Below are 25854 nucleotides of genomic sequence, written 5' to 3'. Positions count from 1 at the left end.
CGATGGACGTCCGGTGGCCGGCCTGGTTACTCAGAGCGGGATTCCGTACGCGTACGCCCTCAGGTCCACGCTCGGCAGCGGCGACCAGTCGCGTTCCGGCAGCCGTGTGAAGCCCAGCCGCTCGTACAACCGGTGCGCCGCCAGCATCTTCTCCGACGACGACAGCACGACGTGGGTCGTGCCGGCCTCACGCGCCTTGTCGATCACCGCGCGCACCAGGGCCTCGCCCACGCCGCGGCCGCGCGCCTCCGCCGTCACCGCCAGCATGCGGAACTCCAGTTCGCCCGGCCTGGAGATCTCGGCGTAGGGCGTGCCGGGGTGCACGACCGTCACCGAGCCCAGGACGGTGCCGGACCCGTCCTGGGCGACGAGCAGTTCGGCGTCGCGGAAGCGGGAGGCGGCGTCGGCGAGGAGGGTCGCGTAGTCGTCGTGGGCGCCCACGAAGCCTTCCGCGCGGTACGCCTCGAACGTCACGGAGCCGATCGCCGGCAGGTCGGACTCCGTTGCGGGGCGAATGATCAGATCAGCCATCTGCGCCTTCTTCCACTGAGCCTTCGTCGACGGGGAGGGCCACCTCCCTCGCCGCGTCCGGGCCCTGTTCCAGCAGGACGCGGAAGCCAGCCTCGTCGAGGACCGGGACCTTCAGCGAGACGGCCTTGTCGTACTTGGATCCTGGCGAGTCGCCGACCACGACGAAAGCGGTTTTCTTGGAGACCGAGCCCGCCGCCTTGCCGCCGCGGGCGAGGATCGACTCCTTGGCCGAGTCGCGCGAGTACTCCGTCAGCGAGCCGGTGACCACGATGGACATACCTTCGAGGTTGCGGACGATGGACGCGTCGCGCTCGTCCTCCATCCGCACGCCCGCGGCCCGCCAGCGTTCGACGACGCCTTGGCGCCACTCCGTTTCGCGCCACTCGACCACGGCCGTCGCGATGGTCTGGCCGACGCCCTCGGCACCGGCCAGCGCCTCTTCCGGAGCCTCGATGATCGCGTCCATCGAGCCGAACTGCTGCGCCAGCGCGCGGGCGGCCGTCGGGCCGACGTGGCGGATCGACAGCGCGACCAGCACCCTCCACAGAGGACGCTCCTTGGCCGCCTCCAGGTTGTCCAGCAGCTTCACCGCGTTCGCGGACAGCTCGCCGGCCTTCTTGGTCGTGAAGCGCTCGACCTGCCGCAACGCGTCGGCGTCGAGGTCGAACAGGTCGGCCTCGTTGGTGTAGATCGTGGACTCGGTGATCGCGGCGGCCGCCTCGTAGCCGAGCACCTCGATGTCGAGCGCGGCACGGGAAGCCAGATATGCCAGGCGTTCCCGCAGCTGCCCGGGGCACGTCTCGGCGTTGGGACAGCGGATGTCGACGTCGCCTTCCTTCATGGCGCGCAGCACCGAGTTGCACTCGGGGCAGCGGGTCGGCATCTCGAACTCGCGCGCGTCGGCCGGGCGTGCGGCCAGCACCGGGCCGAGCACCTCGGGGATCACGTCGCCCGCCTTGCGGATGACGATGCGGTCGCCGATCAGCACGCCCTTGCGCTTGACCTCGGACCCGTTGTGCAGCGTGGCCCGCGCGACCGTCGAACCGGCCACCTTCACCGGCTCCATCAGCGCGAACGGCGTCACGCGGCCCGTGCGGCCGACCTGGACCTGGATGTCCAGCAACGTGGTGGTGGCCTCTTCCGGCGGGTACTTGTAGGCGATGGCCCACCGGGGCGCGCGGGACGTCGTGCCCAGGCGCCGTTGCAGCGACACCTCGTCGACCTTGACCACGAGACCGTCGATCTCGTGGACCGCGTCGTGCCGGTGCTCGCCCCAGTACTCGACCTTCTCGCGGACGGCGGCCGGGTCGGTGAGCACCTCGGTGTGCGGCGACGTCGGCAGGCCCCACGCCTTCAGCGCCTCGTAGGCCAGTGACTGGCTGGCGACCTCGAAGCCCTCCGTCTTGCCGATGCCGTGGCAGATCATCCGCAGCTTGCGCGACGCGGTGACCTTCGGGTCCTTCTGCCGCAACGACCCCGCCGCCGTGTTGCGCGGGTTCGCGAACGGCGGCTTGCCCTGCTCGACCAACGAGGCGTTCAAGGCCAGGAAGTCCTCCACCGCGAAGAAGACCTCGCCGCGCACCTCGACGAGCTCCGGCACCGGGTACTCGGCGGACCCCTTCAGCACCACCGGAACGTCCGCGATCGTGCGGACGTTCAGCGTCACGTCCTCGCCGGTGCGGCCGTCGCCACGGGTCAGCGCCCGCGTCAACCGTCCCTTCTCGTAGAGCAGGTTGATCGCGAGGCCGTCGATCTTCAGCTCGCACAGGAAGTGCGTGCCGGAGCCGATCTCCTTCTGGACGCGCTCGAACCAGCCCGTCAGCTCGTCCTGGGCGAAGACGTTGTCCAGGCTGAGCATGCGCTCCAGGTGGTCGACCGCTTTGAACTCGGTCGAGAACGTGCCGCCGACCAGCTGCGTCGGCGACTCGGGCGTCGCGAGGCCGGGATGCTCGGCCTCCAACGCCTCCAGCTGCTTGAGCAGACCGTCGAACTCACCATCGGTGACGATGGGATCGTCCAGCACGTAGTAGCGGAACTGGTGCGAGCGCACCTCTTCCGCGAGCACGGCATGCCGCTCGCGGACCTCTGCCGGGACGTCTTCAAGGCTCTCGCTGGTCACGTCCCACAGCTTATTGACTTCGCCCTGCGCCGAAGGGCAGGGATTCCCACCCGCCGTGCGGCGGGGAGCGCTTACGCGCTGTGCCTCACGGCGCGGGTTTCCTGTTTCACTGCCGATCGAGGAAGGGAGGGCCCTTGCCGTCTGACATCAGCTCCGCAGGCATCACCCGAATCGCTTCGGGTTACGGCTCGACCAGCCGCAAGGATGTTCTTCGCCGCGTTGAGGTCCCGGTCATGCCGGGTGCGGCAGCCCGGACACGTCCAGTGCCGGGCGGACAGAGCAAGCTCTGCGAGCACGTGCCCGCAGACCGAACAGGTCTTGCTCGAGGGAAACCAGCGGTCGATCACGACCAGCGTGCGGCCTGCCCGGTCACCGACAGGTCCTCGATCGCGATCACGTCGGCCGAGCGCACCAGAGCCGTGGTGGTGCGGTGCAGGAAATCCTGCCGGGCGGTGCGGACCTTGCGATGCGCGCGGGCAACCTTGGCCTTGCGGCGGTTGCGGCTGCCGCGCTCGCAGCGGGCCATCCGTCGTTGGTAGCGGGCCAGGTTCGCGGCCTTGCGGGCCAGGTGCCGCGGGTTCGCGATCCGCTCACCGTCACTGGTCACCACCAGGTCGGTGAGACCGAGGTCGACGCCGATCGCGTGCCCGGCGGGCGCGGGCGGGGCGGGCTCGGTGATGTCCACGGCGAACGCCACGTACCAGCGGCCGTCCGGCTCGCGCGACACCACCACCATCGTCGGATCCAGCGCGGCCACATCCACGTCACCGAAAGACCAGACGAACCGCAGCGGCGTGCTGGTCCTGGCCAGTGTCAGCACACCCTCGCGCATCCGGAACGCCGAGCGGGTGTAGTGCGCGCTCTGCCGCCCGGCACGGGACTTGAACCTCGGAAATCGAGCCCACCCGGCGAAGAAGTTGCCGAACGCGGTGTGCTGATGGCGCAGCGTCTGCTGCAACGGCACACACGACACCTCCGACAAAAACGCCAGTTCCTCGGTACGTTTCCATCCGGTCAGCGCCGCATCGGTCTGCCGGTACGACGTGCGCACACCCTCGGCGCGGTAGCGGTGGTTGCGCTCGCTCAAGGTCTTGTTCCACACCAGACGCACACACCCGAACGTGCGATTCACCACCGCAGCCTGCTCAGGGGCCGGGTAAGCGCGGCACCGGTACGCCGTTCGCACGAACCACAACCTATCGGGTGCACCATGACGACCACGACGCAGGACTACCGGCCCGCGCACCGCGTGCTTGGACCGCCCCGGCTCCACTCAGACGCTCTTGGCGGAGTCCGGATCCCTCCCCGACCTGAACACCGGGGCCTCCACCCGGAGCCATAGTGACCAGGTCTGACAGTTTTCAGCGTTCGGTTCGCCCGGCGAGTTCCCTGACCAGAGAACGCAGCTCCAGCAGGCTGATCGTGCCCTGCGGCTCCAGCTCCGCGGTCTCCACGCGCCGCAACCGCTCCCCCGCCAGCCGCTCGCCGAGAGTGACGTCCAGCGGCAGGAACGTCATCGTCCGCCGGTGCTGGTCGCTCAGGTCCGCGAGCGCCGGGTGGTAGACCGCGACGTCCACGACGTCACCGTCCACCTGGGCCACCACCCGGTAGTCCCCCAGCCGCATCTTCACCTGGCCGAGGTTCACGATCACCTCGGTCGGGTCCGGCACCGGCGGCACCGAGTCGTGGAACTCCCACACCATGTCCGACGGCGGCGCGGCGTCGATCCACGCGTCGGTGTACGGGCGCAGCCTCGGGTCTTCCTGACCGGTGATCACCAGCGCGTACATCGCCATGTGGCCCTGCTCGAGAGAGAACAGGAGATCCGGGTGCAACGAGCTCACGAGGTCCCGCAGCTCGTCCTCGACCCGGTGCGGCTCGCCGTCCCCGAGCGCCGCGCTGACCACCGGTACCAGCTCGAACCACCGTTCCCAGAACCGTTGTGCGGCTTCCTCGGCGTTCGGCAGGTGAGCGGGGACGACGTCGTCGGCTTTGCTGCGGCGGAACCACTTCATGACTCTCAACTGTAGAGCTTGCGCCCCTCCGCCAGCATTTCAACGAACTGAGCGATGCGCTTCTGGCGCGTCTCCGGCCTCTTCGCGTCGTGAATGCGCAGCAGCACGGCGTACCTGTTCTGGCTGTTGAGCGTCTTGAAGAACTCGGCGGCCTTGGGATTGGCGTCGAGGGCCGCGGTGAGGTCGTCCGGCACCTCGATCGTCGCCGGGCCCGCGTATGCCGCGTCCCAGCGTCCGTCCGCTTTGGCCTTCTCGATCTCGTTGAGCCCGGCCGGAAGCATCTTGCCCGCGGCGATCAGTTCCTCGACCTTGCCGCAGTTGCGCTTGGACCACTTGCTCTTCGGACGGCGAGGCGTCCACCGCTGCGAGTACCAGGTCTCGTCCACGGACCGTGTGAGTCCATCGATCCACCCGTGGCACAACGCGATGTCGAGCGCCTCGCCGTAGTTGATCGACTTGATCCCCGAGCCCTTCTTGGCGAACTTGATCCACAGCTCGGTCTCGCTGGAGCCGTTCTCGTGCAGCCACGCGTCGAACTGCGCGGGTTCCTCGAAGACGATCAACGCACCCTCCTCAGGCAGAGCGTCATGTGCTCATAGGGAACACCGAGTTCGGCCTCTTCGGGGCAACTTTCTTCCGCCACGTCGACGACCTGCACGTTCACCCGCGGCGCCGCGCAGTCGAACTTGGACACCACGGACCTCTGCAGATCGTCGGTGTCGAGCTCGAAGCAGTCGCCCCGCGCGGCGTTGGGCATCAGGCACAGGGCGGCGTCGTGCCTGGTGTCGCGCAACACCTTGTAGTCACCGCGCGGGCACTCCGCGCTGGTCTCGGTCAGCACGGTGCCGACCTTCAACGCGGCCCGGTCGCCGCCGCAGTCGACGACGGTGAGGCCCAGATCGTTCTCGCCGGGGCCGTTGAACCTCACGCAACTGCCTTTCTCGGCCTTGGAGTAGTCGGTGAGGAACATGGACTCCGGTGCCGTCCGGGTGGGTTCGTCGGTTCCGCTGAACGCCCACCACACGCAGAGATAGGCCAGCACGGCAAGTACGCACACCATCAAGGTCTGTCTCACGACCACGCAGCGGAGTATGGCGGCGAAAACTGAGTGGCGCGCGACGACGGCTTTGGCCACAGTGCGCCTCATGCTGATCCGGCGGGAGACGCCCGCAGACATCGACGCCATTCGCGCCGTCACCGATCTCGCGTTCAAGAACGGGCCCGAGGCCCCTCTGATCGACTGGCTGCGCGCGGACGAGGGCTGGATCCCGGAGTTCTCGCTGGTGGAGGACGAGGTTCTGGGCCACGTCGTGTGCACGCGCGGGTACATCGACGAGGTGCCTGCGCTCGGGCTCGGGCCGATCGCCGTGCATCCTTCGCACCAACGGGCAGGTATCGGGTCGGCGTTGGTGCACGCGGTTCTGGGTGCGGCGGAGGCTCGGGGCGAGCGCGCGGTCATCCTGTTGGGTGACCCCAGGTACTACTCGCGGTTCGGGTTCCGGCTCGCTGCGGAGTTCGGGATCACGCCGCCGGTTCCCGAGTGGGCGCCGCACTTCCAGGCCCGGTTGTTCGGTGACGTGCCTGCCGGGGCGTTCCGATACGCGGAGCCGTTCAACCGACTTTGAGCACCTTGCCTTCGGCCGTGCGCGCGTAGACCGTGCCGTCTGCCTGTGCGGACACGGTGTCGATGAAACGCCCTTCGCCCAATGGTTCCCACGTCGTGGTGAGGCGGTTCAGGCGTCCGTCGATCAGCGTGTGGACGCCGACCGTTCCGTCTGGACGGAGGACTGCTTCCGGCGAGGCGTCGACGCCTTGGGCGATCTCACGCCAGGTGCCGGCGGTGGCTGCCATGAGCTTGTGGCCGGAGCGGACGTAGATGGTCGCGGAGCCGTCGGGGTGGGTGATCACGGACGGCTTGCCGGAAGCGAACCCGGCCGGGCTCAACGGAATCGATCCGGATTGGCGGGCCCCCTGGGGGGAAACACCCCCCATCCCAATCATCTCAAGCGGGTCTGACAGTTTCGCGACGCTGCCGTCGGCCAGCACCGCGTACAGGCCGACAGTTCCATCCGGAAGAGTGACGGCCTCCGGGTCGCCGGCCACGCCAGAGGCCACCTGCCGCCACACCCCGTCCGCGAGCGACATGACCTCGCCACGGGCGGTCCTGGCGAACACGAACCGGCCGGCCACCGAAGGCCGTCCGACGAAGACACCCGCCGTGCTCAGCCGCACGCCATCGGCCCAGACGTCGCCGTCCTCCACGACGTGCAGGACACCGGCAACCACCTCAGGACCGCCCTGCCAGGCCTGCCGCAGCATCGAACCCGCGCGCGTCTCCGCCTGGTCGTAGCGCTCCGGACAGCAGGACCGCTGCACGGCATCAGCGAGCCGTCCCGCCGAAAGATCAGGCCGGTCGACGCGCACCGCGTACTCGAAGAACCGCCCCGCGGCATAGGAGACGTCCATGATCTGCTCGGGCGCGCCCCAGCCCATCGACGGCCGCTGCTGGAACACGCCCAGCGAGTCCGCGTCGCCGCAGTCCAGGTTGTTCATGTGCGACTCGACCCACCCGGCCTCGAACCCGGCGAGCATCACCTTGTCGCTCACGCCCCGAGAAAGACCGACGGCGTGCACGACACGGATGACGTCCGCGTCGTGCACGCCGGGAACTCGGCAGGAGACCTTCGCCGGCAGCGCATGCGCCGTACCGGCCGTGAGCAGCAAGAAGACCAGCGCGAGCCTGAGCACAAGTCCGAATTGGACACCCAGGCCCGCGCCGGCGCCACTCAGGAGTTCGCGATCAGCGAGAAGCCGAGCACTCCCGTCGCCGTGAAGTCGATGGCCGGTTCGGAGCTCGGCCACGAGCGCAGGTCGTCGGCGAACACGGACTTCGCGGAGTTGAACTCGAGCGTGTAGGGCTTGGTGCAGTCGACGGAACCCGCCGGCATGTCACCGAGGTCGCCGAACAGGGTGGCGTCGTTCGGGCCGTTGATCACAGCGCCGACCAGCACCTTCGAGCCGCCGTTGGGCGAACCCGAGAGGTTCGCGGCCTGGTGGTGCGGGCACTCGGGGAACTTCGTGCCGACGCCGACGATCAGCGACGTGCCCCAGGCGTTGGTGCCGAGGGCGAAGCCCCGCTGCTGGGTGCCGAAGGTCTCGTACTTCTTGTCCCCGGTGACCTTCTCGTACAGCGCGGCGGTGGTGATGTACCCGAACGTGCGCGAGCCGACGTCCCAGGTCTCGACGTTGGCGGCGGTGCGGAACGGCGACGTCTTGGCCGCGTCGGCGCCCTTCTGCAGCTGGCGCTGGATGTCGCCGACGATCTGCTTCTCGGTCACCTCGGCGCCCGGGATGCCCTTCTTCAGCAACGGGGCGAGGTCGGCGTGGCCGAGCGCGGAGATGTTGTAGACGTTCAACGTGTCGGGGTCCTGCGTCGCCAGGAACTCCTTGGCCCAGTGCGTGGCGGCCTTCGCGAACTGGCTGTAGCGCTTGTCGTGCAACGCCTTCGCGGCCAGGGCGAGCTGGGTGGCGCCGAACTCCATGTCGTCGGTCCACGACTCTTCCGGGTAGTACGCGTGCGGGAACGCCGTCACGAGCTCACCGACGTCCGAGGTCTTGGCCAGGGCGAAGAGCTGCGCGGCCTTGTCCAGGTACGAACGGGCGACGCGCGGGTTGCGGTCGGCCTCGATCTGCGCGGCCAGCGCGAACGACCCGGCCACGCGGCCGACGAGGTTCGGGCTGATCTTCTCGCCGGCGGCGTTCGCGCGGAACACCGGGCGGTACTTGATGAAGTACTCGCTGTCGCCCGGCTTCACGTTCAGCTTGTCGTCGGCCTCTGGCAGGCGCCACACGTCGTGGTCGCCGACGAAGCCGAACTCCTCGGAGCCGGTGCCGATGCCGACCTGCGCGTAGAGCGTGCCGGTCTTCTCGTCGAACGCCTTGTCGAGCCACTTGAGGCCGAACTTGGCCTCGTCGTAGAGGGCGGCGTTGTGCTTGTTGCGCAACGCCAGCAGCATCGACGCGGTCGAGTACGACGAGGCGTGCGTGAACTTCACGAAGTCACCCGCGTCGAACCAGCCGCCTTCGAGGTCGACCTTCGCGCCCGTCGGCTTCAACGGCGCCGCGATCTGGTCGCCACCCTCGCCCGCGAACACCGGCGTCTCGTAGACGAGCGCCTCGCGGTCGGTGAGGTGCGCGGGCTTGCGGTTCAGCCTGCCGGGGACGACGTCGGCGCCGTCGCGCTGCGCCTGGAAGAACTCGACGGTGTTGTGCGCGACCGGCGAGAACAGCTTCTTCAGCGAGTCGACCTTGAACGTCGGAGAGGTCGTCGTGCCGACCTTGATCCGGTACGTCCCCGGTGCCCTGACCTTGGAGAAGTCGATCGGGTGCACCGCGGGGAACTTCTCGCTCCACGAGCCCGTCGAGGCGCCCGTCCTACCGGTGAGCACGGTGCGGCCGCGACTGTCCACAACGGAGAACCTGGTGTTCGCGGCGCCTCCGAGCACGTAGGCGTGCTTCTGCTCGGAGGTGCCGAACCCGACCTGATCCAGCCGGATCTGGCCGGTGGGCGCGGCCTGTGCAGGCGCCACGACCACGCCTGTGAGCACTGCGGCGACGAGTGCCGCGAGTCTGATGCGCATGTGGGGAACTCCCGGTCCAGGCTCGGCGATTGGCCTTCGGTTAAGAAAGTTTCCTAATAGTTCGCAGCAGACTAGCCGCACAAACCGGACATCACCAGCCCTCTGGCGGCTCCAAGAACGACGAGGAGAGGTCACGGGTCAAAGCCAGCGCGCGTTTGACCCAAGTGGACGTAGCACCCGCTAGACCGCACGTCGGAGTGGGCAGCGCCTTCTCGGCGAGGATCGACCTCGGGAAGCCGAGACGGTCCACCAGCGTGAACGCCCGCTGCCCGACGTCCTTCAACGCCACCGGCACGCCGGGGTCGAGGCTCGGCACCAGACCGAGCGCCAGCGTCGTGCCCGCCTCCCACGTCTCGCCGATCTCGTCGAGCGCCTCTGCACCCTTGATCAGCGTCGCGTCGAACGAGATGGCCGTCGCGCCCGCCTCGCGCAGAAGCGTGAACGGCGGATGCGGCGCGCAGCAGTGCACGATCACCTCGTGGTCCTTCAGGGCCTCGATCACCACGGCGAGCACGTTGCGCGCGTCCGGCCCCGGCACCGCGGCCACGGTGCCGAGCTTGGACGGCGTCGGCAGCAAGCCCTGCAGCACGGCGGGCAGGCCCGGTTCGTCGATCTGCACGACGACCTTCGCCTTGGTGCGCTTGGCGACCTCGGCCGCGTGCTGCTGGAGGCCCTCGGCGAGCGACGCGGCGAACTCCTTGACCGCACCTGGGTCCGTGAGCACCCGATGGCCGCGCATCAGTTCGATGTTCGACATCAACGTCCACGGCCCGACGGCCTGCACCTTGACCGTCTCGGGCTGCGCACCGGCACGTTCCAACGCCTCGTCGAACGCGTCCAGGTCGCCGCGCAGCAGATCCACGGCACGGCGGTGGTCACGGCCGGGGCGCGGGTTCACGCGATAGCCGGAGGTGACGACCTCGATCGCGAGGTCGACGAGCAGGCCGGCGGTGCGCCCGATCATGTCCGCGCCGACTCCCCGGCCAGGCAGCTCCGGGACGTGCGGCAGCTCAGGCAGTTCTCCGACGACGACACGCGCCGCCTCGTCGATGTCGGTTCCGGGCAGCGATCCGATTCCAGTTGCTCCACGCACCCACCGAATTGTTCCACTGTCCGGCAGACAGAAGAGGTCTAGACCCATTGACGCTATGGTCTAGGCCACTTACCGTGATTGAGCAGGCGCTGAACGTACGGGCGCCTCCCTGCACGTGGTGCAGGACCGCGACGCGCCCCGTGGTCCTGCACCACCTCCCTTCCTCCCCTGCCGGAAGGACCACACCCGATGGCCCGCTTTGCGCTCTTCGCCGCCGGGGCCGCCACCGCGCTGGTGGCCGGACTCGTCGCAATGGCTCCCACCGCCTCCGCGGCCGGTGAATCCGCCGCGTTCAGCCAGGACTCGAGCTGGGGCTCCGGCTACCAGGGCAAGTTCACGATCACCGCGGGCACGACCGCGCTGGCCGGCTGGAAGCTGGAGTTCGACCTCGCCGGCGCGACGCTCGGCTCGTACTGGGACGCCACGGCGGCCAGCAGCGGTAACCACCACACGTTCACCCACCGCGAGTACAACGGCAACGTCGCGGTGGGTGCCTCGACCAGCTTCGGCTTCCTGGTGAGCGGCACGGCGTTGCCCACGAACTGCAAGCTCAACGGCGTTCCGTGCGGCGGCGGTGGTGGCACTACGACCACCACGACGACCACGACAACGACCGGGCCGACCACGACCACGACGTCCGATGTGCCGCCCACGCCGGGTAGCGCGCGCGTCGCCCCGTACATCGACATCACGATGCCGACGCCGTCACTAGTCGACGTGGCCAACGCGACCGGCCAGAAGCACTTCACGCTCGCGTTCGCACTCGGCTCGTCCTCTGGCTGTGCACCCGCATGGGGCGGCACGGTGCCGTTGAACGACAGCCGCATCGTGAACGACGCGAAGGCCCTCAAGGCCCAAGGCGGCAGCGTCATCGTCGCGACCGGCGGCGCCATGGGCCCGTATCTGGAGCACGTCTGCACGTCCGTCGACTCGCTGTACAACGCCTACGTCGCCGTGCTCGACGCCGTGGGTTCGAACAGCATCGACGTGGACGTGGAAGCGACGATCCCGCAGGCCACCGTGAACGCGGCGCTGAAGAAGCTGCAGGACGCGCGCGGCACCACCGTCAGCTACACGATGCGCATCCAGGGCCAGGACTACGGCATGGACCCGTACTCGGTGGACGTGCTGAAGGACGCGGCCGCCAAGGGCGTCAACGTCCTCGTGAACCCGATGCTGATGAACTTCGGCTACACGGGCAACTGGGGCGACGCGATGGTCAACGCCGCCAACGCCACCCTCGGACAGATGCGCGCCATCTGGCCGTCGAAGTCCGACGCGCAGTTGAAGGCGCTGCTGGGCCTCACGCCGATGATCGGACGCAACGACACCGGCCCGACGACCACCCAGGCCGACGCGCGCAAGGTCGTCGACTACGCGAAGGCCAACCACGTCGGACGGATCGCGTTCTGGTCGGCCGGCCGCGACAACGGGTCGTGCCCCGGCGGCGGAGTTTCGCCCACGTGCAGTGGAATCTCGCAGGCCAACTGGGAATTCACCAACATGTTCAAGACCTACACGGGCTGATTTCGCCCCTGCGGAACGAAGGCCGTTGCGGGAACTTCCGTCCTCGCAACGGCCTTCCTCATTCGGTCAAGGCGCTCAGCAGGAGCTGCAGCAACCGCAGCCCGGACCCGTGCAACCGCCACAGCAAGAACAACCACCCATCGTGCCCACCTCCGATGTTGAGCGATCAAGCCTGTCGGACAGTAAGGCGGCTCCAACGCTGCGTGACACCACCTTCAGAGTGATTACGCTGCCACGAATGAATGGTCCTGCCGAGATGCTCGCCGCCGACAAGGCGTCCACCGCCCTGGGCATCGAGCCCGTCGAACTGCGCGACGGCTATGCCTCGCTGCGGATGACGGTCGCGGAAAACATGATCAACGGCCACGGCATCGCGCACGGTGGTTATGTGTTCCTGCTGGCGGACAGCGCGTTCGCCTGCGCCTGCAACAGGGCCGGGTCCGTCACCGTCGCCGCCACGGCCGAGATCGACTTCATCCGGCCCGTGCACGAGGGCGACGAGCTGGTGGCGGAGGCGGTGGAACGGACCCGGTTCGGCCGGAGTGGGATCTACGACATCACGGTCAGGCGTGGGAGTGAGATCGTGGCTGAGTTCCGCGGTCGGTCGCGGACCCTGCGCGCCTGAGGCCGATGAACTGCAGTGCGGCGAAGCCGAGCACCGCGAGTCCCTGAGCCAGCACGAGCGCGACGCCGGTGCCGGTGAGCGGGAACCAGTTCAGTTCCGCGGTCAGAATGCTGTCTGCGGCCCAGACCAGGTTTCCGATGATGACCAGCAGCACGATTCGGCGGTCAGGGGCGGCGCGGGTTCCCAGGAAGAACACGCCCATGCCGTAGACCACGCAGAAAGAACCGAGTCCGATCTGCCAGCCCATCGGCATTCCGACTTCCGGGCGGATCAGCAGGGTCAGCAGGCCGAGTGCGAACGAGGCGACACCGTCGAGTTTCAAGGCGAATTTCAACATGGCCCGACGATGGCCCGCCCAACGCTGCCAAAACCACGTCAAGCGCTGCCAACTCCTGCCATGAGGTCCGCCGCGACCAGGCGTGCGGCGGCGTTCTGCCAGTTGTGGAGCGTGCGTTCGGGCACCTGTGTCACGAACCACTGCAGCGCGCGGCGGTCCTCCGCGTCGAGGTCCTCGCGTTTGGTCCGGACCGAATAGGGGCGGATTCCCTTGACGTAGTAGAAGTACACGGCGTTGTAGTAACGCCATTCGTCGCTCGTGCCGAAATCGCCGCCAAGAGGCTTGAGCCGTTGAATGGAAGCCAGCAGCATGCTTTTCAACTGCGCGGCCCGATCCAGCGGCGGGCCTTCGTCGGTCAGCGCGATCAACGGGCTCGCGACGAGCTTTCCGAGATCGCCGTAATGGCTCAGAGCCTTGCGGGTGAGCCGGGCGAACTCCGCCTCGTCCTCGGTCACCAGCGGCCTGCGCTTGGGCAATGCTTCGGCGGCGTCACGGAGCTCGGCGCGTTCCGCCGCGACCGCGGGCACGGCAAGTCGGTCGACCATCGAAGCGAGCGGGTTCGCGAGCACCTGGACCGCGATCGCCGCCGCCACCGTCGTGAAGACGAGCAGTTCCTGCCCACCGAAGAAGATCACCTGCGACCCGAACAGCACCGCGGTGAAGGCCGAGATGACCAGCGACCGCAGCATGTCCGCGCGGATCGACTCGCCCTCCTCAACGGCGTCGGTGACGGCGACCAGCACGCCGAACACCACCACGTCGAATCCGAGCGACGGCAGCGTGATCGCGTCGGGCAGCAGACCCAGTAGGAACGCACCCGCGGAAAGGCCGAACATCACCCCAACGAGTGAAAAGTAAGCACGTTTTCTTATGGCTAGACCCGTGGCAACGGCCATGGGAAGCAATACGATCCACGGCACGAAGAAGGACGCGGCGAAGAACGGCAGCAGTGCGAACAGCCACCACCTGATCAACTCGGGCCGGCAGAGCAACAGGACCGCACCCGTCCAGGCCAGCGCCGGCACCCCGATGACCACGGGATGTGGCGCCACGACGGCCGCCGAATAGCCGATCATCCCCGCGCCCGCCCACCACAGCAGCGGCTTGCGAGGGTCGCGGGCGAGCAGGTACAGACCCAGCCACCAGGCGAGGCCAGAGACCAGCAGCGATAGGCCGAACACGGGTCAAAGCTAGCCCTACCTGCAAAACTAATCTTCATGCCGGTAGAGCTGACGCTCCACAAAGCGGCCGAGGAGCTACGAAGAGGCGACCTCGCGAGCGTGCTCAGCGCACGTCAGCGCGTCGCCGGACTCGTCGGCACCTACCCGCGGCGGCTCGACCTCAGGGAACGTCTCGCCGAGGTCTACCGGGTGCTCGGCCAGCCGGCACAGGCAGGTCGCTGGACCTATCTCTCCGAGGACCGCGACCCCGAGGAACTGCTGGCCTTCGAACGCGCCTACCGCCGCGCGGACGCCCGTCTGGTCGCGCTCTCATGGCAGGGCCGCGTCGACGAGGCGCCGACCGAGACCGCCCGCACCCGCCTCGCCGCGTTGTACCTGGAGGCGCGGGTCGAGCTGCAGCACGAACTCGACACGACGCCGAACGAGGAGACGTCCTGGGGCGCCTGTCTGGTCGTCATGGCCGGCGGCACGTTCGTCCTGGTGTGTTTCCTGCTGGGTCTCGTGACTCTCGTGCAGTTCTTGTGGAAGCTGGTCTCATGAGAACGCTGTCGCAGTACGTCCGCCGGACCCCGATCATGCGCGTGTCAGCAGACGGGCGACCGCTCGTGCTCAAACTGGAGCACCTCCAGCTCACCGGCTCGTTCAAGCTGCGCGGCGCCGTCAACACCCTGCTGTCGCTCAACGTCTCCGAGGTCGTCACCGCGTCCGGCGGCAACCACGGCATCGCCGTCGCCCAGGCCGCCCAGCTGCTCGGCGCGCACGCCACCGTGTTCGTCCCGGTGACCGCGCCCGAGACCAAGACCAGGCGCATCGAAGCGTTGGGCGCCAAGCTGATCCGCCACGGCAACACCTATGCCGAGGCCGCCGCGGCCGCCCGTGAGCTCGATCTGCCGTACATCGAGGCGTACAACGACCGGACGGTGATCGAGGGCCAGGCCACGGTCACGCAGGAGATCGTCGAGGACGCCCCGGACGTCGACACGATCTTCGTCGCGGTCGGCGGCGGCGGACTCGTCGCGGGTGCCGCGCTGGCGTCCGGCGGACGGCACATCGTCGCCGTCGAACCCGAGAACTGCTGCGCGATGCACAACGCGCTGGAGGCCGGTGAGCCCGTCGACTCCGTGGTGAACTCCATCGCCGCCGACGCGCTCGGCGCCACGCGCGCGGGCTCGTTGTCGCTGGAAATCCTCAAGCAGCACAACGTTTCCTCGGCGCTGGTCACCGACGAGGAGATCCTCTCGGCGCGCGACCGGCTGTGGGAGGAGTTCAGGATCGCGGTCGAACCCGCCGGTGCGGCGGCGTTCGCCTCGTTCCTCAGGGGCGATGTGTCGAGTGAGCTGCCCTGCGTGCTCCTGTGCGGAGCGAACTCGGAGTGGCGTCCCAGCTAGTCCGGCGGAACCGGCGAGCCCCGAGCCTGCGCAACGGCGACACCACCCACACCGGCTCGTCGTTGCGCCGGGCACGACTGGCCAGCTTCCGCCGGTCCGCGGGGCTGACGAAGCACCGGAACGCGTTGCGAGCCCGCGCGGCGAGGTCGAACTCCGTGTCAATGAACGTCACGCAGCGAACGCTAGAGACGCTTTCCCAGCCCTACAAGCGAATTAGCTGGTCGCGTCGATCGTCGCGCTGGCCAGCACGATGTCGCCGGCCGCATCCTCGCGGTAGATCGCCACGGCCTGACCGGGCGCCACGCCCTTGAGCGGCTCCCGCAACTGCACCCTCAGCACGCCGTCGACCAGCTCGGCAACGGCCGGAGCCGTGCCACCGTGCGCGCGCACCTGCGCGACGCACTCGACGGGTCCGTCCAGCTCGATGTGCGCGACCGGCGCAGACGCCGAAATCTCAGTCACCGCGAGCTTTTCGACCGCGCCGACCCGCACGTTCCCGGACACCGGCTCCAGTGCCAGCACGTACCGCGGGCGGCCGTCGGCGGCGGGACCGTCGATCCCGAGGCCCTTGCGCTGCCCGACGGTGAACTCGTGCACGCCGGCGTGCCGGCCCAGCACCGCGCCGGTCGCGTCGTCGATCAGCAGGCCCGGCTTGGTCTCCATGCGGCCCGCCAGGAACTTCTGCGTGTCGCCGTCCGGGATGAAGCAGATGTCGTGGCTGTCCGGCTTCTTCGCGACGGAAAGCCCGCGCGACGCCGCCTCGACGCGCACGTCGTCCTTCTGCGTGTCCCCCAACGGGAACATCGCGTGCGCGAGCTGGTCCGCCGTCAGCGACGCCAGCACGTACGACTGGTCCTTGCCCATGTCGGCGGAACGGCGCAGCTCGGGACGGCCGTCGACCATCTCCAGGCGCGCGTAGTGGCCGGTGCAGACGGCGTCGAAGCCGAGGGCGATCGCCTTGTCCAGCAACGCCTCGAACTTGATCCGCTCGTTGCAGCGCAGGCACGGGTTCGGCGTGCGACCGGCCGCGTACTCCGCGACGAAGTCCTCCACGACCTCTTCGGTGAAACGCTCGGCGAAGTCCCAGACGTAGAACGGGATGCCCATCAGGTCCGCGGCACGGCGGGCGTCGTGGGCGTCTTCGATCGTGCAGCAGCCACGCGCGCCCGTGCGCAGGGTGCCGGGCTTCGCCGACAACGCCAGGTGCACGCCCGTCACGTCGTGTCCCGCTTCGACGGCGCGCGCCGCCGCCACCGCGGAATCGACACCACCGCTCATCGCCGCGAGGACCTTCACTGCTTGACCACCTTCCGGGACCGCCTCATGCCTGCCAGGCCCGCCGTGCGGGCCCTCTCCACCACCGGTCCGATGACCGACACCAGCTTCTCAACGTCCGCGTGCGTCGACGTATGCCCGAGCGAGAACCTCAACGATCCGCGGGCCAACGCCGGTTCGACGCCCATCGCGAGCAGCACGTGGCTCGGTTGCGCGACGCCGGCCGTGCACGCGGAGCCCGTCGAGCACTCGACGCCGCGCGCGTCGAGCAGCATCAGCAGGCTGTCGCCCTCGCAGCCGGGGAACGTCAGGTGCGCGTTGCCGGGCAGCCGGTCCGCCGGGTCGCCGTTCACGATCACGTCCGGCACGACCGCGCGCACCGACGCGATCAGCTCGTCCCGCAGCGCCGCGATCTCGACGGCCCTGGAAGCCTGTTCCTCCACCGAGATCCGCACCGCGCGGGCCAGACCGACGATCGACGGCACGTCGAGGGTGCCGGACCGGACGTCACGTTCCTGGCCGCCGCCGTGCATCAACGGCGTGCACTTCACGTCCCGTGCGAGCAGCAGCACGCCGATGCCGTAGGGCCCGCCGACCTTGTGGCCGGTCATGGTCAGCGCGGAGGCGCCGGAAGCGGCGAAATCGACCGGGACCGCGCCCACGGCCTGCACCGCGTCCGTGTGGAACGGCACACCGCGTGCGGCGCACACGGCGGCGATGTCGTGCACGGGGTTGATGGTGCCGACCTCGTTGTTCGCCCACATCGTGGTGACGAGCGCGACGTCGTCGTCCAGTGCCTCGGCCACCGACTCCGGGGAGACTCGTCCGAAGCGGTCGGTGGGCAGCCAGGTGACCTCGGCGCCCTGCTGCTCAAGCCACTCGACGGCGTCCAGCACGGCGTGGTGCTCCACGGCCGATGCCAGCACACGGCGACGGCCGCTCGCCCAGTAGATGCCCTTGACCGCGAGGTTGTCGCTCTCCGTGCCGCCGCCGGTGAACAGCACCTCGGACGGCCGGGCGCCCAGGGCGTCGGCGATGTTCTCGCGGGCCTCTTCGATCGCCCGCCGCGCCCGCCTGCCGGAGGTGTGCAGCGACGAGGCGTTGCCCGTGGTGGACAACGCCTCGGTCATGGCCGCGACCGCCTGCGGGTGCATGGGGGTCGTGGCCGCGTGGTCGAGATAAGCCATCAGGTCTCAAGGGTAGCCCGCATGCGGGGCCCGGTCAGAATCGCTCCCACCACCGCCAACGCCGCCATCGACAGGTTGAGCACCACCACGCCCGCGGTCGGCGCCGTCGCCACGACGAGCACGCCGCCGAGTCCGATCATGGTCGCGGAGAAGAGCATGTCGCAGATCTGCAGCGCGGCCGAGTTGAAACCCCGGTCGGCCTCGGGTGATGCGGCCATCATCAGCACGCCGACGCTGGACGTGGCCATGCCCATGCCGGCGCCCGCCACGGCCCACAGGACCGGTGTGAGGAAGGCCGGGCCCCACGTGGGTGCGATGAGCGTCACGGCCCCGACACCGGTCGCGACGAACAGGAACCCGACGCGAACCAGCGTGTGGCGCTCGATCTCGGGGTGCCTCGACGCCCACATCGACGCGCTGGCCCAGCCGAGCGCGCTCAGCGTCAGCGGAATCCCCGCCTCCAGTGGCGAGTAGCCGTGCACGACGGAGAGCGTCAGCGGGATGAAGCCCTCGACCGCGAAGAACGTGCCCGCGAGCAGACCGCGGGCGAGGATCGTGACGGGGAGACCGCGGCGGGCGACGAGCGTGCCCTTGGGCAGCAGGATGCGCAGCGCGGGCGCGAGCAGCAGCAACGCCACGGCGATCAGCCACCACGTGCGGTGCTGCAACCCCCAGCTCAGCCCGGCCACGCCGAGACCGACGGCGACCGCGGCGAGGGGCAGGTACTTGCGCGTCGGCGGAGCCTCGGTGTGCGGCGGCAGCTTTCGCAGCACCGGCACCAGCAGCACGCTGCCGACCAGCACCAACGGGATGATCGCGAGGAACACCCAGCGCCAGCTGAGGTGCTCGGTCGCCCAGCCCGCGACGGCCGGCCCCACCAGTGACGGGATCACCCAGGCCGCGGACAGCGCGCCGAACACGGCGGGCCGGGTGTCCTCGGGGTAGGCGACCGCGATCAGCACGTAGACCGCGACGATGAGGAATCCCGCGCCGAAGCCCTGCAGCACCCGGCCGGCGAGCAGCACCGTCATCGTCTCCGCCACGCCCGCGACCACGAGTCCGGCGAGGAACAGCACCACGCCGATCAGGACGGCGGGCTTGGGTCCGCGGCGGTCCGAGAGCCGTCCGGAGAAGACCGTCGCGATGACGCTCGCCGCCAGGTTCGCGAGGAACGGCCACGCGTACAGCGCCTCGCCCTGCAGCTCGCGGACCATGGTGGGCATCGCCGTGCCGACACCCATCGCCTCGAACGCGAGGAGGGTGACCAGCAGGAGGATGCCCGTCGTGGGCCAGCGGCGGTCAGGCGACCAGAGGCGTGATGGTTCGCGCGCGGTGAGAGTCACCTGTAGATGGTGCAATCTCCAGTTCGGTCGAGGTCAAGCGGTTTGATTGCTCTTCGGCAAGTTTCGCCAGTTCCCGGCGGGTTCCGGCGCGTCCGGGAGCGATCTCGTCCAGCACGTGGACCTCGACGACCAGGTCCCTCGCCCTGAGCACCCGGCGGATCGAGTCGATCAGGGTGTCGCTGCCGACGAACGCGGGCTGCGTCGTCAGGTGGCCGCCGATCCGGTAGCGCAGCACGATCGGCCGCACCGGCACACCGGCGTCGAGCGCGGCCTGGAACAGCGCCGGCTTGTAGTGCCCGGACGCGAGCCCGCACCACGTCGTGCCCTCGGCGTGGATGGCGACCGCGCTGCCGTTGCGCAGCGTGGTGGCCAGCTCGTTCACGGTCCGCGGCAGCTCGCGCAGCTTCTCGCGGTCGAGGTAGACCGTGCCCACCGCCGTGATGATCGGACCGAGCACGGGCCAGCTCTTGATGTCCTTCTTGGCCACGATCTTGACCGGCTGCACCGAGTCGATCGCCAGCTCGTCGAGCCACGACACGTGGTTGCTCGCGACGAGCACGCCACGCTTCGGGATCTCCTGGAACTTCCTGGCGCCGTGGACTTCCAGCCTCACGCCGAACGCCCGCAGGATGGCGTGGAACCACAGCCGGACAACGCTTTCGCGCTGCTTGCCCGGCAGGAGCAGCGCGAGGGCGATCCACGCGCCGCACAGGATCGCGGTGACGGCCGTGACGGCCCGCCAGACCTGCCTGAGCTTGGCGACTTCCTGCGGTGTGCTGCCGACGCATCCGTCACCGCACGGCGACGCAGGCATCCAGGCGTGGCTCATGACGTCTCCCCCAGGAAGAACTTCAGGTAGCGCTGATCCACGTGGTCCATGCCGAGCAGGATGAAGAGGTCGGCGACGCCGAAGTCCGCGTCGAGCGCGGGCCGTCCGCAGATCTTGGCGCCGAGCCGCAGGTAGCCCTTGAGCAGCGGCGGCAGCGCGGTCTTGTCGGGCCGCACGATCGCGTCGACGTCCAACGGGTTGTGCGGCGTGACCCGGTACTGCTCGGGCGCGTAGTGCTTGGCGTGCACCGTGTCCCAGACGCCGGCCGCCAGGCCGCCACCGCCCTGCAGCGGAATCGACGCACAGCCGACGAGCCACTTGTGGCCGCTGAGCAGCATGTACCGCGCGATGCCCGCCCACACGAGGCTGACGACGGCGCCGTTGCGGTGGTCGGGGTGCACGCACGAACGGCCGGTCTCGACCGTGGAGCTGCGGATGTCGTTCAGGTTGGTCAGGTCGAACTCGCCGTCGCCGTAGAGCCGCCCGGCCTCCTTGGCGCGCTCCGGCGGCAGCATCCGGTACCCGCCGACGATCTCGCCGGTGCGGTCGTCGCGCACCACGAGGTGGTCGCAGTACTCGTCGAACTCGTCGACGTCGTGGCCGGGCACGCCGGTGTGCAGCGTCGCCCCCATCTCACCGGCGAACACCTCGTAGCGCAGTTTCTGCGCGGCGACGACTTCTTCGCTGTCACGGGCGACGAGGAGGGAGTAGCGGGGAGCGTCCGCGCCCTGCTGGGCGGGAGTGCTGACAAGCAGTTCCGGCTGCGTCATGCGAACCAGGGTGAAGCCGGGTTGGCTAATCGCAGCAGGTCAGAACGATGTCCGGTCAGTGGCAGTCGGGTTAACCCGAGGTGGTGTGCTCCACCGCACGGGGGGTGATGCGGATCAGGAGGGGTGCTACTCATCCCGCGCCTCGCGAATCGCCGAGAGCTAGACCACTGCTGAGCGGGTGGGGTCGAGCAGGTCGACGTCGTTCTCCTCGATGAGGTGCTCTAGTGCGTGCCCGCCGTGTTCCCGTGCGAACGCCGCCTCGCTGGCGGTGATCGCCAGCAGCCAGTAGATGCTGATGCCGATCCCGTCCGCATGCACGTTCTCGAACTCGTCACCGAAGAGGAACGGCGTGCTCACCAGGAAGTGGTCGCAGGTGGATCCGGCGAGCCACGGCCTCCCGATGTTGATCACCTTGCCGAGCCGGACACGGAACCTCTCGTCGGCGTGGAACGCGGCGACCATGGCCAGGTTCTCCACCGCCTCCTCGGCTTCTCGCGGGGTGAGCGACAGGAACTCCAGCCGATGCCCGCCTGGCGTCGGCACCCGCCACGCGCCGACCGAGGAGTAGAGCCAGGCCCTGCCCTCCTCCTCCGGCGCGATCTCCAGCACCGCGAACTCCGGGATCGCCTCAACGATCCTGCCTCGATCCCAGGTCCGGAGACGTGCTCCGCGATCAGGCCAGAAGCCCTGCACGTGGTCCTTGATCGCGGAGCCGACTGCGTCAATCAAGAGTTGTGCTCCTCCGGGCTTTGGTCACGGCGCCGGGATCAGCAACGACATGAGCGTCACCCGCCGATCTTCGTCGACGAGGTGGAACACGGCCTCCCCAGGCACTCCCGCGGCCACGAACTCCTCCGCCAGCGTCTTGAGCAACGCGGGGAGGTCGACCTCGCCCCAGATCCCGATGTCGAGGTTGCCGCCGGTCTGACCGATGCCGGACCCGGTCACCTCGCCGGCGTCGCCGACCTCGCGTTCGACGATCTCTTCCAGGTCGTCCAGGGCGAAGTCGGCCTCGGGGAAGTACAGGAACACGTCCCTCACAGCTCAAGCCTCCAGAAATGGCGAACGGCCGCCCCACCGGGAAGGTGGGACGGCCATTCTGCCGGACCGAGTGCTCAGCCCTTGCGCTTCTTGACCTCTTCGGTCAGCTGCGGCGCGACGTTGAACAGGTCGCCCACGACACCGAAGTCGGCGATCTCGAAGATCGGGGCCTCGGGGTCCTTGTTGACCGCGACGATCGTCTTCGAGGTCTGCATGCCCGCGCGGTGCTGGATGGCACCGGAGATGCCCAGCGCCACGTACAGCTGCGGCGAGACCGTCTTGCCGGTCTGGCCCACCTGGAACTGGTGCGGGTAGTAGCCGGAGTCGACGGCGGCGCGCGAGGCACCGACGGCGGCGCCCAGCGAGTCCGCGAGCTCCTCGACGGTCGAGAACTTCTCGGCCGAGCCGACGCCGCGGCCACCGGAGACGACGACCGAGGCCTCGGTCAGCTCCGGGCGGTCGCCGCCGGTGATGGCCTCGCGCGAGGTCACGCGGGCGGACTTGGCGGCGTCCACGGAGATGGAGACCGACTCGTCCAGCACGGCGTCCGCGGCGGACTCCTCGGCCTCGACGCCGCCGGGGCGGACGGTGATGACCGGGGTGCCGGTGCCGACCTTGGCCTTGACGACGAACGCGCCACCGAAGATGGACTGCACGCCGGTGCCGTCCGCCTCGATGTCCACGACGTCCACGAGCAGGCCGGAGCCGAGGCGCACGGCGAGACGGCCCGCGACCTCCTTGCCCTCGATCGTCGCGGAGACGAGCACCGCGGACGCGTTCGGGGCGAGAGCGGCCAGCGCGTCGACCTTGGGGGTCACCAGGAAGCCGGCGGCGTCGTCGGACTCGACGGCGTAGACCTTCGCGGCGCCGTACTTGCCCAGCGACTCGCGGATTTTCGACGCGGTGCCGGGTGCGCCCACGACCACCGCGGCCGGGGTGCCCAGACGACCGGCAGCCGTCAGCAGCTCGTAGCTGACCTTCTTGACCTCGCCGTCGACGTGGTCGACCAGAACCAGAACTTCAGACATGATTTCCCCTCCCTCAGATGAGCTTCTGGCCGACGAGGAACTCGGCGATCTTGGATCCGCCGTCGCCACCGTCCTCGACGCGCTGACCCGCGCTGCGCGGCGGCTTGGGGGCCGCCTCCAGCACCTGGGTCCACGCGCCGGACAGGCCGACCTCGGACGCGTCGATGCCGAGGTCCGCCACGGAAAGCGTGGAGACGGGCTTCTTCTTCGCGGCCATGATGCCCTTGAAGGACGGGTAACGCGGCTCGTTGATCTTCTCGGTCACGGAGACCACGGCCGGGAGCGACGCCTCGAGGAACGCGACGCCCTCGTCGGTCTCGCGCTCGCCCTTGATCGTCGTGCCCTCGACCGTGACCTTGCGCAGCTGGGTGACCTGCGGAAGGCCGAGCAGCTCGGCGAGGATGGCCGGGACAGCGCCCGCGCGGCCGTCGGTCGCCTCGTTGCCCGCGATGACCAGGTCGACGTTCTCGACCGTGCCGATCGCCTTCGCGAGGACCTTCGCCGTCGCCAGCACGTCCGAGCCGTGCAGCGCTTCGTCGCTCACGTGGATCGCCTTGTCGGCGCCCATCGACAGCGCCTTGCGGATCGCGTCGGTGGCGCGGCCGGGACCCATCGCGATCACGGTCACCTCGCCACCGTGGGCCTCCTGCAGCAGCAGGGCCTCTTCGACGGCGCGCTCGTTGATCTCGTCGAGCACGGCGTCCGCGGATTCGCGGTCAAGGGTGTGGTCGGCGTCGGTGAGCTTGCGCTCGGACCAGGTGTCAGGCACCTGCTTGACCAGGACAACAATGTTCATAGGTCCTCTTCGACCTCCTGCGGACGGGCGGCGACGCTTGCGCGGAGGACTCTAGGGACTGCGCCGCCGAGTGTTCACGACCCTGCCATCAATCCGGATGTTACCCGCCAGTAGCACCCCTGCAAACGCCAGCAAGCACCCCGCAAGCGTGATGGTTCTCACCCGGTCGCGCCACCTTTTGAGACGTAACCCATTCGGGGGTCTAGGCTGCGCTGACATGTACCGGCGAGTAGCTATCGTGACCGACTCCACGGCCTGTCTCCCGGCGCAGCTGACTGATCAACTCGGCATCGAAGTGGTGCAGATCCAGGTCCGGATCGGCGACCACACCGACGACGAGTCCCGCATCCCGGTCCCCGACCTGGTCTCGGCCATGCGTTCGAACGTGCCCGTCGCGACGATTCCCCCCGATCCGGGCGCGTTCTTCTGGACGTACAACGAACTGGCCGCGTCGGGCGTTCGCTCGATCGTGTCCGTGCACGTGTCGAGCCGCCAGTCCGCGACCGTGGAAGCGGCCAAGGAAGCCGCCGCCAAGGTCCGCGTGCCCGTGTACGTCGTCGACACCCACACCTGCGGGATGAGCATCGGCTACGCGGTCCAGGCCGCCGCGAAGGTGGCGGAAGCGGGTGGCAACGTGGAGAAGGTGCTCGCGACCGCCCAGCGGCGCTTCGACAGATCCACCGAGCTGATCTACGTCGACACGCTCGAGTACCTGCGCCGCGGCGGCCGCATCGGTGCCGCCGCCGCACTGGTCGGCGGTGTGCTGTCGATGAAGCCGCTGCTGACGATGGCCGACGGCCAGATCACGCCGCTGGACAAGGTGATCGGCGCCGACCGCGCGCTCAACCGGATGCTGGACATCGCGATCAAGCGCGCGGGCACCGACACCGTGGACGTCGCGGTGGAGCACTTCGACGCTCCGGAGAAGGCGGCCCGCCTGCTGCGCAATCTCCGACGCCGCGTGCCCAACGTCCGCCAGTTCATGTTGACGCAGGTCAGCTCGGCCATCGGGGCCCACGTCGGCCCCGGCGCGCTGGGCATCACAGTTTCGCCGGTGTGACCCTCGGGAACTCGGAGTGCTGTTCCGTCCGTTGAACTGGACGTTACGGACACCTGGAGGACCGATGGCCGGTTTCATGGACAAGATCACCAGGTTCCTGCGCAGTCCGCAGGGCCACAAGCTCCAAGCCAAGGCACGGCAGATGGCTCAGGACCCGCGCAAGCGCGCGCAGGCCGAGCAGCTGCTGCGCAAGTTCCGCGGTGGCAAGAAGCACTAGCTCCCGAAGAGTGCGTTGAGCTCGCCGTAGCCCAGACCCTCTTCGGTGCTGTCGTACGTGCCCTTCGACAGCAGCTCTTCGGCCGCATTCTTGGCCGTCGCGTAAGCCGCTGACGCCAGCGCGGTGCCGACGCTGATCCTGGCAGCGCCCGCGGTCCCCAGCTCGTGGACCGCGGGCGCACCCGGACCCGCCAGCACGTTCAGCGGCGCGTCGATCTTCCCGGCCAGCTCCCTGACGGTGTCGAGGTCGGTCACTCCCGGCACGAAGATGCCGCTCGCCCCCGCCTCCAGGTACGCCTTCGCGCGATCCAGCGTGTGCTGAAGACGATCCTGCGGCTCACCGATGCCGCGCAGGTACACGTCGATCCTCGCGTTGATGTAGAGGTCCGGCGCCGCTTCGCGTGCCGCCCTCAGCCGCTCCTGCTGCTCCTGCACGTCACGGAGTCCTGCGCCGTGGGCGTCCTCGATGTTCACGCCGGACGCGCCCGCTTCGGCGACGGCCCTCGCCGTCTCGCCGACCTCCTTCGCGTCCTCGCCGAAACCGGACTCGATGTCCGCGGTCACCGGCACCCTGACCGCCTTCGCGATCCTGGCGACGAGGTCGATGGCCAGATCGCGGTCGAGCGCGTCGCCGTCCGGGGCACCGAGACTCCACGCCACACCGGCGCTCGTGGTGGCGACGGCCTTGGCCCCGGCCGCCTCGACGATGAGCGCGGAGGCGACGTCCCAGGCGTTGGGGAGAGCGAGCGGACCGGCCTGGTGGAGGGCGTGGAAGAGCTTCGTACGGTCAGTGGCGGAAGTCATGATCGATTGATATCAGCAGGTACCGACATTTTTCCGGCGAGTTTCGGAC

At 68.9% G+C, this 25854-nt stretch carries 29 protein-coding genes; 7 read left to right on the top strand and 22 right to left on the bottom strand.

Going from position 1 to position 25854, the window contains the following annotated elements; genetic code table 11:
• Window positions 1-30: 30 nt before the first annotated feature.
• The 7 genes from OG205_RS39925 to OG205_RS39895 form a co-directional block, all read right to left on the bottom strand.
• Window positions 31-531 carry a GNAT family N-acetyltransferase gene (locus tag OG205_RS39925; RefSeq protein ID WP_330272997.1) on the bottom strand — a complete coding sequence of 167 codons (501 nt, stop codon included), beginning with the start codon at window positions 529-531 and terminating at the stop codon, window positions 31-33.
• The gene (gene ligA, locus OG205_RS39920) at window positions 524-2650 is read right to left on the bottom strand and encodes an NAD-dependent DNA ligase LigA (RefSeq protein WP_442916652.1); all 2127 of its coding nucleotides are present in this window, start codon (window positions 2648-2650) and stop codon (window positions 524-526) included. The genes OG205_RS39925 and ligA overlap by 8 nt, the downstream gene beginning before the upstream one ends.
• A gap of 71 nt (window positions 2651-2721) precedes the next feature.
• The gene (locus tag OG205_RS39915; protein WP_330272996.1) at window positions 2722-2997 is read right to left on the bottom strand and encodes a zinc ribbon domain-containing protein; all 276 of its coding nucleotides are present in this window, start codon (window positions 2995-2997) and stop codon (window positions 2722-2724) included.
• Window positions 2994-3782 (bottom strand): RNA-guided endonuclease InsQ/TnpB family protein, encoded by a 789-nt coding sequence (locus OG205_RS39910; protein WP_330272995.1) that lies wholly within the window; start codon window positions 3780-3782, stop codon window positions 2994-2996. Before OG205_RS39910 ends, OG205_RS39915 begins: the two co-directional genes overlap by 4 nt.
• 229 nt (window positions 3783-4011) lie before the next feature.
• Window positions 4012-4665 (bottom strand): hypothetical protein, encoded by a 654-nt coding sequence (locus tag OG205_RS39905; protein WP_330272994.1) that lies wholly within the window; start codon window positions 4663-4665, stop codon window positions 4012-4014.
• A gap of 5 nt (window positions 4666-4670) precedes the next feature.
• Entirely contained in the window at window positions 4671-5228 is a 558-nt protein-coding gene (locus tag OG205_RS39900) for a YdeI/OmpD-associated family protein (RefSeq protein ID WP_330272993.1), read from the bottom strand.
• Complete coding sequence (locus tag OG205_RS39895) at window positions 5225-5746, bottom strand: LppU/SCO3897 family protein (RefSeq protein ID WP_330272992.1); 522 nt, start codon at window positions 5744-5746, stop codon at window positions 5225-5227. Before OG205_RS39895 ends, OG205_RS39900 begins: the two co-directional genes overlap by 4 nt.
• A 64-nt stretch (window positions 5747-5810) precedes the next feature.
• Between OG205_RS39895 and OG205_RS39890 the strand changes: the two genes are divergently transcribed.
• Window positions 5811-6290 (top strand): GNAT family N-acetyltransferase, encoded by a 480-nt coding sequence (locus tag OG205_RS39890; RefSeq protein ID WP_330272991.1) that lies wholly within the window; start codon window positions 5811-5813, stop codon window positions 6288-6290.
• Here the strand turns inward: OG205_RS39890 and OG205_RS39885 are convergent.
• The 3 genes from OG205_RS39885 to OG205_RS39875 all read right to left on the bottom strand — a co-directional run bounded on the left by OG205_RS39885 (window position 6277) and on the right by OG205_RS39875 (window position 10446).
• On the bottom strand, window positions 6277-7413 hold the full coding sequence (locus OG205_RS39885) for a hypothetical protein (protein ID WP_330272990.1): 1137 nt from the start codon (window positions 7411-7413) through the stop codon (window positions 6277-6279). The genes OG205_RS39890 and OG205_RS39885 overlap by 14 nt on opposite strands.
• Before the next feature lie 38 nt (window positions 7414-7451).
• Entirely contained in the window at window positions 7452-9305 is a 1854-nt protein-coding gene (locus tag OG205_RS39880; protein WP_330272989.1) for a glycoside hydrolase family 9 protein, read from the bottom strand.
• A 91-nt stretch (window positions 9306-9396) separates the two neighbouring features.
• The gene (locus OG205_RS39875) at window positions 9397-10446 is read right to left on the bottom strand and encodes a methionine synthase (RefSeq protein ID WP_330272988.1); all 1050 of its coding nucleotides are present in this window, start codon (window positions 10444-10446) and stop codon (window positions 9397-9399) included.
• A 141-nt stretch (window positions 10447-10587) separates the two neighbouring features.
• Here OG205_RS39875 and OG205_RS39870 point away from each other — a divergent pair, with 141 nt between their 5' ends.
• On the top strand, window positions 10588-11925 hold the full coding sequence (locus tag OG205_RS39870) for a glycoside hydrolase family 18 protein (RefSeq protein WP_330272987.1): 1338 nt from the start codon (window positions 10588-10590) through the stop codon (window positions 11923-11925).
• A 238-nt stretch (window positions 11926-12163) separates the two neighbouring features.
• Window positions 12164-12550: a hydroxyphenylacetyl-CoA thioesterase PaaI gene (gene paaI, locus OG205_RS39865; RefSeq protein WP_330272986.1), complete on the top strand. Its 387-nt coding sequence runs from the start codon at window positions 12164-12166 to the stop codon at window positions 12548-12550.
• Here the strand turns inward: paaI and OG205_RS39860 are convergent.
• Both OG205_RS39860 and OG205_RS39855 read right to left on the bottom strand, forming a co-directional pair.
• Window positions 12489-12887 carry a hypothetical protein gene (locus OG205_RS39860; RefSeq protein WP_330272985.1) on the bottom strand — a complete coding sequence of 133 codons (399 nt, stop codon included), beginning with the start codon at window positions 12885-12887 and terminating at the stop codon, window positions 12489-12491. The genes paaI and OG205_RS39860 overlap by 62 nt on opposite strands.
• A 38-nt stretch (window positions 12888-12925) precedes the next feature.
• Window positions 12926-14068, bottom strand: coding sequence for a hypothetical protein (locus OG205_RS39855; RefSeq protein ID WP_330272984.1), 1143 nt, complete (start codon window positions 14066-14068; stop codon window positions 12926-12928).
• A gap of 36 nt (window positions 14069-14104) precedes the next feature.
• Here OG205_RS39855 and OG205_RS39850 point away from each other — a divergent pair, with 36 nt between their 5' ends.
• Together OG205_RS39850 and OG205_RS39845 are read left to right on the top strand one after the other, a co-directional pair.
• A complete protein-coding gene (locus OG205_RS39850) occupies window positions 14105-14608 on the top strand; it encodes a DUF6584 family protein (RefSeq protein WP_330272983.1) in 504 nt (167 codons plus the stop codon).
• Entirely contained in the window at window positions 14605-15456 is an 852-nt protein-coding gene (locus tag OG205_RS39845) for a serine/threonine dehydratase (RefSeq protein WP_330272982.1), read from the top strand. Before OG205_RS39850 ends, OG205_RS39845 begins: the two co-directional genes overlap by 4 nt.
• Before the next feature lie 213 nt (window positions 15457-15669).
• Here the strand turns inward: OG205_RS39845 and mnmA are convergent, their stop codons facing one another.
• The 9 genes from mnmA to OG205_RS39800 all read right to left on the bottom strand — a co-directional run bounded on the left by mnmA (window position 15670) and on the right by OG205_RS39800 (window position 23725).
• Window positions 15670-16752, bottom strand: coding sequence for a tRNA 2-thiouridine(34) synthase MnmA (gene mnmA / locus OG205_RS39840; RefSeq protein WP_330272981.1), 1083 nt, complete (start codon window positions 16750-16752; stop codon window positions 15670-15672).
• Window positions 16749-17918 (bottom strand): cysteine desulfurase family protein, encoded by a 1170-nt coding sequence (locus OG205_RS39835; RefSeq protein ID WP_330272980.1) that lies wholly within the window; start codon window positions 17916-17918, stop codon window positions 16749-16751. Before OG205_RS39835 ends, mnmA begins: the two co-directional genes overlap by 4 nt.
• Complete coding sequence (locus OG205_RS39830; RefSeq protein WP_330272979.1) at window positions 17918-19261, bottom strand: MFS transporter; 1344 nt, start codon at window positions 19259-19261, stop codon at window positions 17918-17920. The genes OG205_RS39835 and OG205_RS39830 overlap by 1 nt, the downstream gene beginning before the upstream one ends.
• Window positions 19218-20090, bottom strand: coding sequence for a lysophospholipid acyltransferase family protein (locus OG205_RS39825; protein ID WP_330272978.1), 873 nt, complete (start codon window positions 20088-20090; stop codon window positions 19218-19220). Before OG205_RS39825 ends, OG205_RS39830 begins: the two co-directional genes overlap by 44 nt.
• The gene (locus OG205_RS39820; protein WP_330272977.1) at window positions 20087-20860 is read right to left on the bottom strand and encodes a GNAT family N-acetyltransferase; all 774 of its coding nucleotides are present in this window, start codon (window positions 20858-20860) and stop codon (window positions 20087-20089) included. Before OG205_RS39820 ends, OG205_RS39825 begins: the two co-directional genes overlap by 4 nt.
• Window positions 20861-21019: 159 nt before the next feature.
• Complete coding sequence (locus OG205_RS39815; RefSeq protein ID WP_330272976.1) at window positions 21020-21589, bottom strand: suppressor of fused domain protein; 570 nt, start codon at window positions 21587-21589, stop codon at window positions 21020-21022.
• A gap of 24 nt (window positions 21590-21613) precedes the next feature.
• The gene (locus OG205_RS39810) at window positions 21614-21901 is read right to left on the bottom strand and encodes a hypothetical protein (RefSeq protein ID WP_330272975.1); all 288 of its coding nucleotides are present in this window, start codon (window positions 21899-21901) and stop codon (window positions 21614-21616) included.
• 74 nt (window positions 21902-21975) lie between these two features.
• Window positions 21976-22929: an electron transfer flavoprotein subunit alpha/FixB family protein gene (locus OG205_RS39805; protein WP_319977705.1), complete on the bottom strand. Its 954-nt coding sequence runs from the start codon at window positions 22927-22929 to the stop codon at window positions 21976-21978.
• 13 nt (window positions 22930-22942) lie between these two features.
• Window positions 22943-23725: an electron transfer flavoprotein subunit beta/FixA family protein gene (locus OG205_RS39800; RefSeq protein ID WP_330272974.1), complete on the bottom strand. Its 783-nt coding sequence runs from the start codon at window positions 23723-23725 to the stop codon at window positions 22943-22945.
• 217 nt (window positions 23726-23942) lie between these two features.
• Here OG205_RS39800 and OG205_RS39795 point away from each other — a divergent pair, with 217 nt between their 5' ends.
• Both OG205_RS39795 and OG205_RS39790 read left to right on the top strand, forming a co-directional pair.
• Window positions 23943-24785 carry a DegV family protein gene (locus OG205_RS39795; RefSeq protein ID WP_330272973.1) on the top strand — a complete coding sequence of 281 codons (843 nt, stop codon included), beginning with the start codon at window positions 23943-23945 and terminating at the stop codon, window positions 24783-24785.
• 64 nt (window positions 24786-24849) lie between these two features.
• Window positions 24850-25002 (top strand): hypothetical protein, encoded by a 153-nt coding sequence (locus tag OG205_RS39790; protein ID WP_330272972.1) that lies wholly within the window; start codon window positions 24850-24852, stop codon window positions 25000-25002.
• On the opposite strand, the gene OG205_RS39785 is transcribed toward OG205_RS39790, so the two are convergent.
• A complete protein-coding gene (locus tag OG205_RS39785; protein ID WP_330272971.1) occupies window positions 24999-25805 on the bottom strand; it encodes an isocitrate lyase/PEP mutase family protein in 807 nt (268 codons plus the stop codon). The genes OG205_RS39790 and OG205_RS39785 overlap by 4 nt on opposite strands.
• Between the last annotated feature and the right edge of the window lie 49 nt (window positions 25806-25854).

Source organism: Lentzea sp. NBC_00516 (genome assembly GCF_036346835.1).
GTDB classification, from domain to species: Bacteria; Actinomycetota; Actinomycetes; order Mycobacteriales; family Pseudonocardiaceae; genus Lentzea; species Lentzea sokolovensis.
The sequence above is the reverse complement of the archived record's forward strand: the minus strand, read 5'-3'. Positions and strand labels throughout refer to the sequence as shown.

Bases quoted from the DNA above. Each gene is read 5' to 3' on its own strand.
- OG205_RS39845 (WP_330272982.1), top strand. From the start codon at position 14,605: ATGAGAACGCTGTCGCAGTACGTCCGCCGGACCCCGATCATGCGCGTG.
- paaI (WP_330272986.1), top strand. From the start codon at position 12,164: ATGAATGGTCCTGCCGAGATGCTCGCCGCCGACAAGGCGTCCACCGCC.
- OG205_RS39790 (WP_330272972.1), top strand. From the start codon at position 24,850: ATGGCCGGTTTCATGGACAAGATCACCAGGTTCCTGCGCAGTCCGCAG.
- OG205_RS39785 (WP_330272971.1), bottom strand. From the start codon at position 25,805: ATGACTTCCGCCACTGACCGTACGAAGCTCTTCCACGCCCTCCACCAG.
- OG205_RS39795 (WP_330272973.1), top strand. From the start codon at position 23,943: ATGTACCGGCGAGTAGCTATCGTGACCGACTCCACGGCCTGTCTCCCG.
- OG205_RS39925 (WP_330272997.1), bottom strand. From the start codon at position 531: ATGGCTGATCTGATCATTCGCCCCGCAACGGAGTCCGACCTGCCGGCG.
- OG205_RS39875 (WP_330272988.1), bottom strand. From the start codon at position 10,446: ATGGGTCTAGACCTCTTCTGTCTGCCGGACAGTGGAACAATTCGGTGG.
- OG205_RS39805 (WP_319977705.1), bottom strand. From the start codon at position 22,929: ATGTCTGAAGTTCTGGTTCTGGTCGACCACGTCGACGGCGAGGTCAAG.
- OG205_RS39850 (WP_330272983.1), top strand. From the start codon at position 14,105: ATGCCGGTAGAGCTGACGCTCCACAAAGCGGCCGAGGAGCTACGAAGA.
- OG205_RS39890 (WP_330272991.1), top strand. From the start codon at position 5,811: ATGCTGATCCGGCGGGAGACGCCCGCAGACATCGACGCCATTCGCGCC.
- OG205_RS39880 (WP_330272989.1), bottom strand. From the start codon at position 9,305: ATGCGCATCAGACTCGCGGCACTCGTCGCCGCAGTGCTCACAGGCGTG.
- OG205_RS39860 (WP_330272985.1), bottom strand. From the start codon at position 12,887: ATGTTGAAATTCGCCTTGAAACTCGACGGTGTCGCCTCGTTCGCACTC.
- OG205_RS39800 (WP_330272974.1), bottom strand. From the start codon at position 23,725: ATGAACATTGTTGTCCTGGTCAAGCAGGTGCCTGACACCTGGTCCGAG.
- OG205_RS39835 (WP_330272980.1), bottom strand. From the start codon at position 17,918: ATGGCTTATCTCGACCACGCGGCCACGACCCCCATGCACCCGCAGGCG.
- OG205_RS39905 (WP_330272994.1), bottom strand. From the start codon at position 4,665: ATGAAGTGGTTCCGCCGCAGCAAAGCCGACGACGTCGTCCCCGCTCAC.
- OG205_RS39870 (WP_330272987.1), top strand. From the start codon at position 10,588: ATGGCCCGCTTTGCGCTCTTCGCCGCCGGGGCCGCCACCGCGCTGGTG.
- OG205_RS39820 (WP_330272977.1), bottom strand. From the start codon at position 20,860: ATGACGCAGCCGGAACTGCTTGTCAGCACTCCCGCCCAGCAGGGCGCG.
- OG205_RS39825 (WP_330272978.1), bottom strand. From the start codon at position 20,090: ATGAGCCACGCCTGGATGCCTGCGTCGCCGTGCGGTGACGGATGCGTC.